We start from the raw sequence: 13,716 nt of genomic DNA on the forward strand, positions 1-13,716 counted from the left end.
AGTACAGCATGCTGCCGTGCACTTCCCGATTCTGGCGTGACCCCGCGCTGCCGTTCATCGAGGCACGCGACGTGGTGGATGGCCGTGCCATCAGTCATGGCCTGCACGCCCACGACACTTTTTCCGTCGGTGCGATCACCGGCGGCACCAGCACCTACGTGAACGGCACCCATGTGCGACGGGTAGGACGGGGTGACCTGGTGCTGATGAACCCGGGCGAGGTGCATGCCTGTAACCCGGTGGATGACCGGCCATGGGCCTACCGCATGGTGTTCGTCGACGTCGTGTGGCTGGCTGCCTTGCAGGGGGCAGGTGGACTGGGGGATGGGGTGGTGTTGCAGCCTTTGGCGCAGCAGCATAGTCACGATCCACGACTGTTCGAAGGGCTCGATGGCTTGTGCGAGTCGCTGTTGAACGCCACTGTCAGTGCGCAGGCCAAGGAGGCGGCGGCGCGTGAGTGGTTTCTTGAGCTTATGCGGGTTGTTGGCACGCGCCCGCTGCAGCCCTGCGTCGCAGACCCGCTGGCGAGAGCCGCGGCATTCATCCGCGACGAGTGCGCGCGGCCGTTGAAGCTCGAAGAGATCTGCGCGACTGTGCAGCTGTCACCGTCCTACCTGATTCGGGCGTTCAAGCAACGCTACAGCATGACGCCCCACGCCTGGTTGATGGACTGCCGGTTGCAGGCGGCCCGTGCCTGCCTGCGCCAAGGTGGCGACATCGCCGAGGCCGCGCAACTGGCAGGCTTTGCCGACCAGGCCCACCTGCAGCGCTTGTTCAAGCGCCAACTGGCGGCCACCCCCGGCCATTACCGTGGTCAGCCCGCCACCAGGTAAGCGGCGCAGCCGATCAGTAAAGCCGCCAACACCCGGTTGAACAAACGCACCCCTGCCGCGTGCTGCAAGTGCCCGCGCACCAGGCTACCGGCCCAGGCCCAGCAGCCGATGGACAAAAAGCACACCACAAAATAGATCGCCGCAAACAGCCATATCTGGCCACTGTCGCCATTGGCGGCAAACGCGCCCATGCCCGCCACGCAGGCCAGCCACGCTTTGGGGTTCAGCCATTGCATCGCCGCGCCGCCCAGCAGTGACGGTGGGCGCCCCCGGCCCGCATTGCCCAGCTGGCCGTTGTCCACGGCCAGGCGCCACGCCAGGTAGAGCAGGAACAACACCCCGGCCCACTGGATGGCCCGCGTCAGGCGAGGATACCAGGCCAGCATTTCATGCAGGCCGAAGCCGCATAGCAGCAACAACAGGATGAACCCCAGGGTCGCGCCGGCGACGTGTGCCAGGCTGGCGGGCAGGCCATGCCTGGCGCCCGCATTGAGGGCAACGATATTCACCGGGCCGGGGCTGATGGATGCCGCCAGCGCGAAGCCGGCCATGGACAGGGCGAGTTGCATGGGCAGTACCTGATTGCGAGTGGATTCACCCACACCTTATGGCGCTGGCCGGGCACAGGTATTGAATGAAATTACCCTTCGCGATCAAACGCGTACGCCCGCTGCACATGGGCCACCCGCGTGATGAAGTGCTGGTACCACTGCGCCCGCCCGGTAGCGCGGGCGTCGGTGTGTTCGGCGTGCTGCTTCCACGCAAGGATGGCGGCTTCACTCTGCCAATACGACACGGTGATGCCCAGGCCGTCCTCGCCGCGCGCCGATTCCACGCCGAGGAAGCCAGGCTGGTCGCTGGCGAGGTCGACCATGCGCTGGGCTGCTTCGCCGTAGCCGGCGTCGACGTCGGTGCGGGTGGAGGTGAAAATCACCGCGTAGTAGGGCGGTTTAGGGGTGTTGGCGAACATGCTCAGGCGCTCCGGTTGGCGGCGTGCAGTAGGGCGGTCAGCAGCGGCGGCACGCGGCCTTCCAGGGCGGCGCGCTCGGGTTGGAACAGGGTGGCGACGAAGAACGGGTGGCCTTCCAGCTGCACCGCGCGCGCATCGCCGGCGGCGTCATGGGCGCAAGGGCGCAGGGGGCCTGCGAACAGCGCGTCGGCAAAGGCGGGGTTGAGGCCATAGTTGCAGTGGTAGCCTTCTTCGATGTCCAACTGCTCGTATGCCTGGGCGATCAGGCTGCCGGGCGTCAGGTGCAGGCCACCGCGTTTTTCCACCAACGAGCAGCTGAGCGGGCTGATGATGGCGCGGGCGGCGTCGGGGAAGCTTTCGCCGTGCTCGGCGTCGGCCCAGCCCAGCACGTTGCGGGCGTACTCCAGCAGCGCGTGCTGAAAGCCGGCGCAGGTGCCCAGGAAGGGGATGCGCTGTTCGCGGGCGTGGCGGATGGCGGTGAGTGCGCCTTCCAGCGAGCGGTAGGGGCTGCCGGGCATGCACCAGATGGCGTCGAAGGGCTGGTCGAGGCCGGCAGCGGTGACCTGGTCGGTGGCCAGGCAGCGCGCTTCCACGCTGATGCCCAGGGCACGGCCCGCCAGTGGCAGGGCGGCCTGGATGGCGCGGTGGGCGGTGATCGAGGCGTCGAAGTCGCCGACCAGGGCGATGTGCAGCGGGCGCGAGCGGGGCATGAGGCTGTTCCTTCAGTGGGTCCTTGCCGGTGCAAGTAGGGCCACTATAAGCTGGCACCCGCGCAATCAATATTGGCATTTCGGCAAAGTATCCGTGCATTCATGCAATATCGCCTCAGTCATCACGACCTTGACCTGATCCTTGCCCTGGTGCGTGGCCGTTCGCTGGCGCGGGCCTCACGCCTGCTGGGCGTGGACGTGTCGACGGTGTTCCGCTCGACCCGCCGGCTGGAGTCGGCGCTGGGCCAGTCGCTGTTCGAGAAAAGCCGCGGCGGCTACCTGCCCACGGCGCTGGCGGTGAGCCTCGCGGCCCAGGCCGAGCAGGCTGAACAGGCGCTGCAGGTGGCCCAAGTCAGCGTGGAGCAGGGCGGCGAGGTGGTCAGTGGCACGGTGCGCCTGACCTGCACCGACGCGGTGCTGCAGCACCTGCTGTTGCCGGCCTTGGCGACCTTCATGCCGCGCTACCCGGCGCTGGCACTGGAGCTGACCACCAGCAATGACTTCGCCAACTTGAGCCGCCGCGACGCCGACATCGCCCTGCGCCTGACCCAGGCGCCGCCCGAACACCTGGTGGGCAGCCGTCTGGGCACGGTGCAGTACCAGGTGTGTGCCAGCGCCGCCTACCTGGCCGGGCTGGCCACCCGTGACCTGGCGTTGATGAACTGGGTGGCCGCCGATGACTTCATTCCCGACCACCCCGGGGTGGCCTGGCGCCGCGAACACCTGCCCGGGGTGACGCCGCTGTACCGGGCCAGCTCCATGCTGGCGGTGGCGCAGATGGTGCGGGCGGGGATGGGGGTGGCGGTGTTGCCGCAGTTCCTCATCGGTGACCTGACGGTGCTGGGTGCACCGTTGGCGGGGCATGACAGCGCGCTGTGGATGCTGACGCGGCCTGATTGCCGGGCGTTGCGGTCGGTGGTGACGTTGTTTGGTGAACTGCGTTCGGCGATCGTTTTGGGGTGACCCCGGACGCGGCCTGCGGCCGCTGCTACGGGGGGCGTGATTACGGCATGCCGTTGGCGCCGTACAGGCGGAAGCCTTCGCGTTCCTGCAGGCGCAGGTAATAGGCTTCTACTGCTGGCAAGGCGGCCTGCTCGATGGGCGTCATTTTCCAGCGGTTTACCGACAGTCCCAGCACCACGTCCGCCAGGCTGAAATGCTCGCCGGTGACAAACGCGCCGGTGCGCGCCAATTGCGCGTCGAGAATGGCCATCACCCGGTTCCACTCGGCTGTGCCGTCAGCCAATTTTTGCGGGTCCTGATAAGCCGGATCCTGGCGAACCAGTGCGGTGAACGGGTAGCGCCAGGCCGGGTTCAGCTCCGTGGCCTGCCAGTCCATCCACTGTTCCACCCGCGCCCGCGCGCGGCGCTCCACGGGTAGCAACGGCGCGCCCTGCTTGCCGGCCAGGTAGCGGCAGATGCTGTTGGATTCCCACAGCACGAAATCGTCTTCCACCAGCACCGGCACCTGGGCGTTGGGGTTCAGCCGCAGGTAGTCGGGCGTGTGGGTGGAGGCAAAGCCGTTGCCGTAGTCTTCGCGAATGAAGCCGATACCCAGCTCGTGGCAGGTCCACAGGACCTTGCGTACGTTGATCGAGGTGTCGCGTCCCAGAATGCGAACGGGCATGTCCATGCGAAAGTCCTGTGCGGGCCGAAGGGGAATGCGGAATCTAACCCGCCGGCCCGCCGCAAGTCACGGCTTGCTGGTAGTGCCTGAAGGGCTGTCGGGCTTGGTGTTGCTGTTGCCCATGGAGCTGCCCTCGGGGTTACCGCCGATAGGTTTGATCGGCTGGCTGCCGGCGGGCATGTCGGGGCCGGCCGAGCCGTCGGTGTTGCCGTTCTGCATGCGCGTGCCGGTGCCGCTGGGCACGCCGATTTCCGCCGGCGTGGTGCCGATGGCGCCGTTGGGGTTGGCAGGGTTCACGGGGCCGGTGCTGTCATCGGCGAAGGCGCCGGCGCTGAGCAGGGTGGTCAGGGCCAGGACGGCCCAGCGTGCAGTAGTCATGAACAGTCTCCTTTTCATGAGCGGTACAGGCTTTGGGCCATTGCCGGATGAACAAGGTGCCCCACTGCCGACGGGCGGTTGACGGCGCCGGGCCAGGCGGCGTATGTTCTGGGCATGAACACCTTCCTGTCGCTGTCAGCCATGAGCATTATTATTACCGCCATTCCTCATCTGGCGGGCTAGCAGCTGCACCCAACCCGCCCTCGTGGCGGGTTTCAAGTGAACGTCACCAGGGCTCCGAGTACTGCACCGGAGACGCCCCATGAGTGACACCGATACCGCCCAGCTCGCCTACTACGCCCGCAAGACCCTGGAAGCCAAGGTCTACGACCTGGCCATCGTCACCCCGTTGCAGGTGGCGCCGGCGCTGTCCCTGCGCCTGGGCAACCAGGTCCTGCTCAAGCGTGAAGACCTGCAGCCCACCTATTCCTTCAAGATCCGCGGCGCCAGCAACAAGCTGGCGCAGCTGAGCCCGGCCGAGCGTGCCGCCGGCGTGGTCACCGCCTCGGCCGGCAACCATGCCCAGGGCGTGGCGTTGGCGGCGCGGGAGCTGGGCATCGCCGCGACCATCGTGATGCCGCAGACCACGCCGCAGCTGAAGATCGATGGCGTGCTGTCGCGCGGTGGCCACGCCGTGCTGCACGGCGCTGCGTTCCCCGAGGCCCTGGCCCATGCGCTGGAACTGGCCAAGGGCGGCATGACCTTCGTCGCGCCCTTCGACGACCCCGACGTGATCGCCGGCCAGGGCACCGTGGCCATGGAGATCCTGCGCCAGCACCCCGAGGGCCTGGACGCCATTTTCGTGCCGGTGGGCGGTGGCGGGCTGCTGGCCGGCATCGCCGCCTACGTCAAATACCTGCGGCCGCAGATCCGCGTCATCGGCGTCGAGTCAGAGGGCTCGAACTGCTTGCAGGCAGCGCTGGCGGCGGGGGAGCGGGTGGTGCTGGGCCAGGTCGATACCTTTGCCGACGGCGTGGCGGTGGCGCAGGTGGGGGCCCATTGCTACGACATCTGCCGGCGTTGGGTGGACGAGGTGATCACGGTGAGCAATGACGAACTGGGCGCGGCGATCAAGGATATCTATGACGACACGCGGTCCATCACCGAGCCATCGGGGGCGTTGGCGGTGGCGGGCATCAAGCGCTACGTGGCCACGCGCGGGGTGCGCGGGCAGGTGCTGGTGGCGATCGATTCGGGGGCGAACGTGAATTTCGATCGGCTGGGGGACTTTGCCCAGCGGGCGCTGCGTTTTGCTGAAGCCCTATAGCCGCTGCCCCAGGCAGCGGCTACAGGGTCGGGTTTACACCACCAGCGACAGCAACATGATAAAGATCAGGGCAACCACCGAGAGGATGGTTTCCATCATGCTCCAGGTCTTGAAGGTTTCAGCCACGGTCATGTTGAAGTACTGCTTCACCAGCCAGAAACCGGCGTCGTTGACGTGCGACAGGATCACCGAACCGGCACCGGCGGCCAGCACCAGCAGCTCGCGCGGCACGCCCGGGATCAGGTCCACCACCGGGGCGACGATGCCGGCGCCGGTGATGGTGGCCACGGTGGCGGAACCGGTGGCGATACGAATCACCGCCGCTACCAGCCAGGCCAGCAGGATCGGCGAGACGTGGGCCTGCACGGCCATTTCACCAATCACGTTGCCCACGCCGGTGTCCACCAGCATCTGCTTGAAGCCACCACCGGCGCCCACGATCAGGATGATCGCGGCGGTCGGTGCCAGGCTCTGGTCCAGCAGCTTCATGATCTTGGCGCGGTCGAAGCCACGGGCAAAACCGAAGGTGTAGAAGGCCAGCAGCAGGGCGGCCAGCAGGGCGGTGATCGGGTGGCCGATCAGGTCCATCCACTGGCGGAAGATGTGGTCAGCCGGCACGAACACGTCGGCGAAGGTCTTCAGCAGCATCAGGAACACCGGCAGCAGCACGGTGATCAGGGTCACGCTGAAGCTGGGCAGGTTCTCGTGCTGGGATTCCTTGGCGATCTGGTCCATCAGCTCGGTCGACGGGTTGCCCGGCACGTACTTGGAGATGAAGCTGCCGAACAGCGGGCCGGCGATGATGGCGGTCGGCAGGCCGACGATCAGGCCGTAGAAGATGGTCTTGCCGATGTCAGCCTTGAACACCCCGATGGCCAGCAGCGGGCCCGGGTGCGGCGGCACCAGGCCGTGGACCACGGACAGGCCGGCCAGCAGCGGAATGCCGATTTTCACCAGCGACACGCCGGAACGGCGGGCGACGATGAACACCAGCGGAATCAGCAGCACGAAGCCGATCTCGAAGAACAGCGGGATGCCCACCAGGAACGCCGAGCACATCATGGCCCAGTGCACGTTGCGCTTGCCGAAGGCACGGATCAACGTTTGCGCGATCTGGTCGGCGCCGCCCGAGTCGGCCATCAGCTTGCCGAGCATGGTGCCCAACGCCAGCACGATGCCGACGAAGCCAAGCACGCCGCCGAAGCCGTCCTGGAAGGATTTCATCACCTTGGCCACCGGCATGCCGGAGGTCAGGCCAAGGAAACCGGCGGCGATGGTCAGCGCCACGAACGGGTGAACCTTGAACTTGGTGATCAGCAGCACCAGGCCGATGATCGTGATCAGGGCGTCGAGCAGCAAGTAGGTGTTAGTCGGTAGACCCAGCATCGGGGTATGCCTCTTCTTGTTGTGGTCGGTGCAATTCTAGTTGGGATAGCGCTGTCTTGTGCGGGCTCATGAATCAGGCCGATTGCGACAGCGATGCGTCTTGGTTGTGCAGCCAGGCGTCGACCTTCTCTGCCAGGGTGGCGATGGGCAGCGTCGCGTCCAGGGGCAGGGTCAGCACTTCGCCCTTGGGCGATTCCAGGGTGGCGAACTGGCTGTCGATCAGGCTGGCAGGCATGAAATGGCCCGGGCGGTGGGAAACGCGGTCAGCTGCTTCCTCGCGGGTCAGTTCCAGGAACACGAAGCCCAGGTTGGGCACGGCAGCGCGCAACTTGTCACGGTAGGCCAGCTTGAGCGCCGAACAGGTCAGGATGGCGCGTTCGCCACTGGCCACGCACGCACTCATTTCCTCGCCGAGGCGGGTCAGCCAGCCGGCGCGGTCGTCGTCGTTGAGGGGGATACCAGCGGACATTTTTTCGATATTGGCGGCAGGGTGGAACACGTCACCTTCAATCAGGCGACCTCCGCTACGGTGACAGATAGCATCGCCGACGCTGCTCTTGCCGCAGCCCGCAACACCCATCACCACGATTGCGGAAAGAGGGAAAACCATCGGTATCTCCTGCAGGAACAGCGCGTGCAGGGGATCCTTGTAAGGCTACCCCGGCGGCTACTGCACCCTGATCTTATTGATATGTTTTGAGCAGCCCTTGCTCGGGGAGTTGCACACGATGAAATAATTTCATCATTGCCCTGTGCTAAAGACAGCGCTACCTTAGCCGCCACCCCTATTAATGGCAAGTCGAAAACAATAAGACCCATGACCCGCACCGGCTCTCGTACTACCGGTCGCCCGACGCTTTCCGAAGTCGCACGGCTGTCCGGCGTTTCCCCGATTACCGCTTCCCGCGCGTTGCGGGGGGTGCCCACCGTCGCCCCGGAACTGGCCATCAAGGTCCACGAAGCCGCCCTGCAACTGGGCTACGTGGCCAACCCTGCGGCCCGCGCGCTGGCGTCGGCGCAGAGCCAGTCCATCGTGGTGCTCATTCCGTCGCTGTCCAACCAGCTGTTCATCGACACCCTGGAAGCCATCCACGACGTGATGCGCCCCCGGGGCCTGGAAGTGCTGATCGGCAACTCCCACTACGACATCCATGAAGAAGAAAACCTGATCCGCAACTACCTGGCCTACCAGCCACGGGGCCTGTTGCTGACCGGTTTCGAGCGCACCGAGGCCGCGCGGCGCATGCTCGCCACCAGCGGCGTGCCCTGCGTGCACATGATGGAGCTGGACGCCACGCCCGGCATCACCTCGGTGGGCTTTTCCCAGGAGCAGGCGGGCGCCGTGGCCGCGCGCCACCTGCTCAGCCGTGGGCGCAGGCGCCTGGCCTACGTGGCCGCGCAGCTCGACCCGCGGGTGCTGCAGCGCGGCGACGGCTTCCGCCAGACCCTGCAGGCCGCCGGCTGTTTCGACCCGGCGCTGCAACTGATGGCGCCGGCGCCGTCGTCCATCGGCCTGGGCGGCGAGCTGTTCAATGACCTGCTGCGCCGCCACCCGGACGTCGACGGCATCTTCTTCTGCAACGACGACCTGGCCCAGGGCGCCATCCTCGAAGCCTCGCGCCAGGGCCTGAAGATTCCCGAGCAGGTGGCCATGGTCGGCTTCAACGACCTGCCGGCCTCGGCGCACCTGGTGCCGCGCCTTACCTCCATCCGCACCCCGCGCGCCGCCATCGGCCGCCAGGCGGCGCACCTGCTGCTGGGGCTGCTGGATGGCAAGCCGATGACCCTGCCTACCCAGGACCTGGGGTTTGAACTGGTGGTGCGCGAAAGCTGACCGTAGCAGCGGCCGCGAGGCCGCGTCCGGGGGGCGCGCACCGCTAATGGCGCTTTGCTTGCAACCCCACACTTGCTGGCTATGCTCAGCAGGTGAACCGGGAGTTGCCTTGTCAGGGAAGAAAGCACAGGGAATGTCGCGCCAGCCTTGCTTCACGCCCCCATTCCATTCGTCGTGCCCCGAAGTGCGTTGCTTCTGCATTTAACCATTGGGTTTTCAAAAGTAACCGGACGCTTGAGGTCTTCGAACCATGTTTGACTCCCACCGCAAGGCCGATGTGGCGGAAATCGCGCGCCTGACCGCCGAACTGGAGCATGCCAACGCGCGCCTGGCTGCCATCAGCCGGTCCATGGCCATGATCGAGTTCACCCCCGAGGGCCTGATCCTCGATGCCAACAGCAACTTCTGCAAGACCATGGGCTACAGCGTCGAAGAGATTCGCGGCAAGCACCACCGGCTGTTCTGCGCCGACGGCTTCCACAAGAGCGAGGAATACCAGCGCATGTGGCAGACCCTGCAGCGCGGCGAGCCCCTGAGTGGCACTTTCGAGCGGCTGGACAAGAGCGGCCGCGAGGTGTGGCTGGAGGCCAGCTACATGCCAGTGCTGGGCCCCAACCGTGAGGTGCGCAGCGTGATCAAGGTGGCGGCCGACATTTCCGACCGCGCGCACCTGGAACATGAAAGCGAAAGCAAGCTCAAGGCGATTGGCCGCTCCATGGCGGTGATCGAATTCAGCCCCGACGGCCGCGTGCTCACCGCCAACGACAATTTCCTCCAGGCCTTGCACTATTCGCTGAGCGAGGTGATCGGCCAGCACCACAGCATGTTCTGCACCCGCACCGAAGCCGAATCGCCGAACTACAAGGCGTTCTGGGCCTCGCTCAACCGCGGCGAGTATCATTCGCACCGCTTCGAACGGGTCGACAAGCACGGCCGCGTGGTCTTCCTCGAAGCGTCCTACAACCCGATCTTCGATCCCCACGGCCGCCTGTATAAAGTGGTGAAGTTCGCCAGCGACATCACCGCACAGATCAACACCCAGCAATCCGCCGCCGAAGCCGCCCACGCCACGTCGGTGCAGAACGACGCCTGCGCGCAGAAGGGCTCGAGCGTGGTACGCCAGACGGTGGACGTGATCAAGGAAATCTCCAACGACCTCAACGAGGCAGCGCGCAGCATTGATGCGGTGAACCGCCAGTCAGAGAACATCGGCAAGATCGTGCAGACTATCCGTGGCATCGCCGACCAGACCAACCTGCTGGCGCTCAACGCCGCCATCGAGGCGGCGCGCGCCGGTGAGCATGGCCGCGGCTTTGCGGTGGTGGCCGATGAAGTGCGCAGCCTGGCGGCGCGCACCAGCCAGGCCACGGTGGAGATCGTCGACGTGGTGCGGCAGAACCATGACCTGTCCCTGAGCGCGGTGGCCAGCATGCAGTCGAGCCTGAGCCGCACCGGCCTGGGCGTGGAGCTGGCCAACGAGGCGGGCGAGGTGATCCTGGAAATCCAGGAAGGCTCGCGCCACGTGGTGGACGCGATCAGCCAGATCAACTCCACCCTGCAGCTGCACTGACACCACACATTCCGTAGCCGCTGCCGCAGGCTGCGCTGGCCCTCAATGACGCTGGGGATCTCCAGTGTACTCAGGGGCCAGCGCAGCCTGGCGGCAGCGGCTACGGAGGCAGGGTGTTCAGGCGTGGGGAGGTGTCGGCCAGGCCGGCATCTCGCCGCGCACGCCTTCGTACCACTTGCCCATCTGCAGCAGCCATTCATCGGCGAAGCGTGGCCCTACCAGCTGCAGGCCCACGGGCATGCCGTGCTCGGTAAAGCCGCAGTTGATCGACAGCGCCGGCTGCTCGCCCATGTTCCACGGCAGGGTAAACACGATGTGCTCGAACGGCTGCTGCGGGTCGTTGCCCGGTGACGGCCAGTCGGCGGGGAAGGCCTCGACCTGGTTGGTGGGGCACAGCAGCAGGTCCACCTCGTCGAACACCGCAGCGGCGCGGCGGCGCATCTCGAAGGTCTGGTTGAAGCCCTGCACCGCCTGCACGGCAGTGAAGTCGGCGGCGGGGGCGGCCCACTCGCGTATATAAGGCAGCACCTTTTCGAACTGCGCGCTGCCCATGGCGCTCAGCTCGGCCCATTGCCGTGCGCGCCAGAAACGGTCCATGCCGTCCAGCAACGTACGGTCCATCAGTGGCGCCACGGTTTGCAGGCGTGCGCCGTGGGCCTGGAAGTGCTTGGCGGCGGCCTCCACCAGCGCGCAGGTGCGCGCCGACGGCGTGAAGCCCACGCCAGGGTCGAGCAGCACCCCCACGCGCAGGCCGCGCATCGACGGCGGCGCCAGTTTCCAGTCCAGCGCCTGGGGTGCCAGGCTGGTGGCGTCGCGGCTGTCGGGCAGCGACAGGTAGCGCATCAGCAGGGCGCAGTCGTCCAGGCTGCGGGTCATGGGCCCGGCGCAGCGGCCGGTGTAGTAAGGGTCGATGGGGACGCGCCCCAGGGTCGGCTTGAACCCCACCAGCCCGCACCAGCCGGCCGGCAGGCGGATCGAGCCGCCTATGTCGGTGCCCACGTGCAACGGGCCATAGCCGGCGGCCGCCGCAGCGGCGGCGCCGGAGCTGGAACCACCGGTGTTGTTGGCCAGGTTCCAGGGGTTGCGGGTGACGCCATGGAAGCTCGACAGCCCGGACGACAGCATGCCGAAGTCCGGCACCGTGGTCTTGCCCAGCACGATCGCCCCGGCTTCGCGCAGCCGCGCTGCGGGGGGCGCATCCTGGGCGGCGGGTTGCAGCACGGTGGCGGCGCTGCCCAGGGGAATGGGCTGGCCTTGGGTGGCGATCAATTCCTTGAGGGTCACCGGCACACCGTCCAGCGGCCCGCGCGGCAACCCCCGGGCCCAGCGCTCGGTGGCGCCGCGGGCCTGTTCCATCACGCCCTGCGGGTCGAAATTCCACAGCGCGTTGATGTGTGGTTCCCAGCGACCGATGTGATCCACCAGATGCTGGTAATACTCCAGCGGCGACAGCGTCTTGCTGGCGAACATGGTCAGCAGCTGCGCTGCCGGCAGATCATGCAGATCGGTCATCACCCTCACTCCCTGAACGTGGCTTTGCAGGAAGCGTAGCAGCAACTGTCTTTGTGGGAGCTGGCTTGCCAGCGAGCTTTTTGGGCCTGAACAGCTCGCTGGCAAGCCAGCTCCCACGGGCGTCGTTAGTGAGCGATGTTCTCCAGCGCCAGGTTGCGGGTCCTGGGCCCAAAGCCGCCGATGGTCAGCGTCACGATCAGCATGCTGCTGACAATGAACGCCAGCACCCCCGGCGTGCCGAAATGCTCCAGGAAAAAGCCGATCATCAGGCTGCTGAACACCGTGGACAGGCGGCTGAACGAGTAGCAGAAGCCCACGGCGCGCGCGCGAATGTGGGTGGGGAACATCTCGCTCTGGTACGAGTGGTAGCTGAAGGTCAGCCAGGCGTTGCAGAAGGTGATCATCACCCCGCAGACGATCAGCCCCACGGCGCTGGTCTGGAACGCGAACAAGGTGCCGAACAGCATGGTGCCCAGCGCCGACCCGACGATCTGCCATTTGTTCTCGAAACGGTTGGCGATGCGCACGAACAGCAGCGGCCCCAGCGGGTAGGCCAGGGTGATGACGAAGGCATAGCCCAGGCTGTGGGTGACGCTGACGCCCTGGCCCGACAGCAGCGCCGGCAGCCAGTTGCCGAAGCCGAAGAAACCGATGGCCTGGAAGATGTTGAAGACGATCAGCATCAGCGCCCGGCGGCGGTAGGGTGGCTGCCAGATGTCACGGAAATGGCCCTGGGCTTCCACCGGCACCGCTTCCAGCTGCGGCGTGGGCAGTGCCTGGCCGTGGTCGCGCTGGCAGCGCGCCTCGATAGGCGCCAGGATCGCCTCGGCCTCGTCGAAGCGCCCGTGCTGGGCCAGCCAGCGCGGCGACTCGGGCAGGCGCGAGCGCAGCCACCAGATGATCAGCGCGAACAGCGCGCTGGCCAGCACCACCCAGCGCCAGCCCGAAACCCCCAGCGGCGCCTGGGGCACCAGCCACCAGGACATCAGCGCCACGGCCGGCACCGACAGGAACTGCACGAAAAAGGCAAAGGCGAACGCCGAGCTGCGCATGCGCTTGGGCACCAGTTCGGACAGGTAGGCGTCGATGGTCACCAGCTCGATGCCCAGGCCGATGCCGACGAAGAAGCGGCAGACGATCAAGCCCAGCGCGCTGCTCTGCAGGCCCATGACCACGGTGGCCAGGGTGTACCAGACCAGCGCGAAGGTGAAGATGGCCCGGCGGCCGAAGCGGTCGGCGATGGGGCTGAGCAGGCTGGCGCCGAAGAACAGGCCGAGGAAGGTCGCGGAGGCGAACGCCGCCTGGTCGGACAGGCCGAACACGCCCTGGTTGCCGGCGGCGAAGATGCCGTCGCGGATCAGGCCGGGGCTGATGTAGGCGGTCTGGAACAGGTCATACAGCTCAAAGAACCCGCCAATCGATAGCAGCGCCACCAGCTTCCACAACGTCGCCACGGCGGGCAGGCGGTCGATGCGCGCCGAAATCAGCGCGGCGCGGTCGGGGGAGGCGTGGGTGGACATGGGCGTGAATCCAGGCGGGTGGAGCGAGGATGATACTGATTGTTGCGCGGCGATAGATTGCTAAATATGAGTCAATATGGCGAATTTATTGCGATCCCGTAGCAGCTGC

The 13,716-nt window shown here is 66.4% G+C and carries 12 protein-coding genes and 3 pseudogenes; 6 read left to right on the forward strand and 9 right to left on the reverse strand.

All coding sequences use genetic code 11. The features are described 5' to 3' along the window. Positions 1–8 precede the first annotated feature (8 nt). A complete protein-coding gene (locus ACWKWX_RS12270) occupies positions 9–833 on the forward strand; it encodes an AraC family transcriptional regulator (protein WP_483827851.1) in 825 nt (274 codons plus the stop codon). Here the strand turns inward: ACWKWX_RS12270 and ACWKWX_RS12275 are convergent. The 3 genes from ACWKWX_RS12275 to ACWKWX_RS12285 form a co-directional block, all read right to left on the reverse strand. Beyond that, complete coding sequence (locus ACWKWX_RS12275) at positions 815–1,402, reverse strand: LysE family translocator (RefSeq protein WP_483827852.1); 588 nt, start codon at positions 1,400–1,402, stop codon at positions 815–817. The genes ACWKWX_RS12270 and ACWKWX_RS12275 overlap by 19 nt on opposite strands. A gap of 71 nt (positions 1,403–1,473) precedes the next feature. Further along, positions 1,474–1,803 (reverse strand): antibiotic biosynthesis monooxygenase family protein, encoded by a 330-nt coding sequence (locus ACWKWX_RS12280; protein ID WP_483827853.1) that lies wholly within the window; start codon positions 1,801–1,803, stop codon positions 1,474–1,476. 2 nt (positions 1,804–1,805) lie between these two features. Then, positions 1,806–2,513, reverse strand: coding sequence for a CTP synthase C-terminal region-related (seleno)protein (locus tag ACWKWX_RS12285; RefSeq protein ID WP_483827854.1), 708 nt, complete (start codon positions 2,511–2,513; stop codon positions 1,806–1,808). A gap of 102 nt (positions 2,514–2,615) precedes the next feature. Here ACWKWX_RS12285 and ACWKWX_RS12290 point away from each other — a divergent pair, with 102 nt between their 5' ends. Next, a complete protein-coding gene (locus ACWKWX_RS12290; RefSeq protein ID WP_473003734.1) occupies positions 2,616–3,476 on the forward strand; it encodes a LysR family transcriptional regulator in 861 nt (286 codons plus the stop codon). A 40-nt stretch (positions 3,477–3,516) separates the two neighbouring features. Here the strand turns inward: ACWKWX_RS12290 and ACWKWX_RS12295 are convergent, their stop codons facing one another. Continuing rightward, positions 3,517–4,146, reverse strand: coding sequence for a glutathione S-transferase family protein (locus tag ACWKWX_RS12295; RefSeq protein WP_483827855.1), 630 nt, complete (start codon positions 4,144–4,146; stop codon positions 3,517–3,519). A gap of 60 nt (positions 4,147–4,206) precedes the next feature. Continuing rightward, on the reverse strand, positions 4,207–4,518 hold the full coding sequence (locus tag ACWKWX_RS12300; RefSeq protein ID WP_483827856.1) for a hypothetical protein: 312 nt from the start codon (positions 4,516–4,518) through the stop codon (positions 4,207–4,209). Positions 4,519–4,780: 262 nt separating this feature from the next. Between ACWKWX_RS12300 and ilvA the strand changes: the two are divergent. After that, a pseudogene (gene ilvA / locus ACWKWX_RS12305) lies at positions 4,781–5,761 on the forward strand (threonine ammonia-lyase, biosynthetic); the annotation flags it as partial. 57 nt (positions 5,762–5,818) lie between these two features. On the opposite strand, the gene ACWKWX_RS12310 reads toward ilvA, so the two are convergent. Then, positions 5,819–7,171, reverse strand: a complete 1,353-nt coding sequence (locus ACWKWX_RS12310; RefSeq protein WP_416425732.1) for a GntP family permease — start codon at positions 7,169–7,171, stop codon at positions 5,819–5,821. Between the two features lie 73 nt (positions 7,172–7,244). Next, positions 7,245–7,781, reverse strand: a complete 537-nt coding sequence (locus ACWKWX_RS12315) for a gluconokinase (protein ID WP_416425731.1) — start codon at positions 7,779–7,781, stop codon at positions 7,245–7,247. Between the two features lie 207 nt (positions 7,782–7,988). Here ACWKWX_RS12315 and gntR point away from each other — a divergent pair, with 207 nt between their 5' ends. From gntR to ACWKWX_RS12330, 3 genes and pseudogenes are all read left to right on the forward strand, one after another. Next, positions 7,989–9,005, forward strand: coding sequence for an HTH-type transcriptional regulator GntR (gntR, locus tag ACWKWX_RS12320; protein ID WP_483827857.1), 1,017 nt, complete (start codon positions 7,989–7,991; stop codon positions 9,003–9,005). 250 nt (positions 9,006–9,255) lie between these two features. Continuing rightward, positions 9,256–10,038 (forward strand): annotated as a pseudogene (locus tag ACWKWX_RS12325) (PAS domain-containing protein); the annotation flags it as partial. A gap of 174 nt (positions 10,039–10,212) precedes the next feature. Then, positions 10,213–10,575, forward strand: a pseudogene (locus tag ACWKWX_RS12330) (methyl-accepting chemotaxis protein); the annotation flags it as partial. 117 nt (positions 10,576–10,692) lie between these two features. Here the strand turns inward: ACWKWX_RS12330 and ACWKWX_RS12335 are convergent. Both ACWKWX_RS12335 and ACWKWX_RS12340 read right to left on the reverse strand, forming a co-directional pair. Next, on the reverse strand, positions 10,693–12,087 hold the full coding sequence (locus ACWKWX_RS12335) for an amidase (RefSeq protein WP_483827858.1): 1,395 nt from the start codon (positions 12,085–12,087) through the stop codon (positions 10,693–10,695). A 125-nt stretch (positions 12,088–12,212) separates the two neighbouring features. Next, a complete protein-coding gene (locus ACWKWX_RS12340) occupies positions 12,213–13,607 on the reverse strand; it encodes an MFS transporter (RefSeq protein ID WP_483827859.1) in 1,395 nt (464 codons plus the stop codon). Positions 13,608–13,716 lie beyond the last annotated feature (109 nt).

It is taken from the genome of Pseudomonas imperatae (assembly GCF_057128625.1).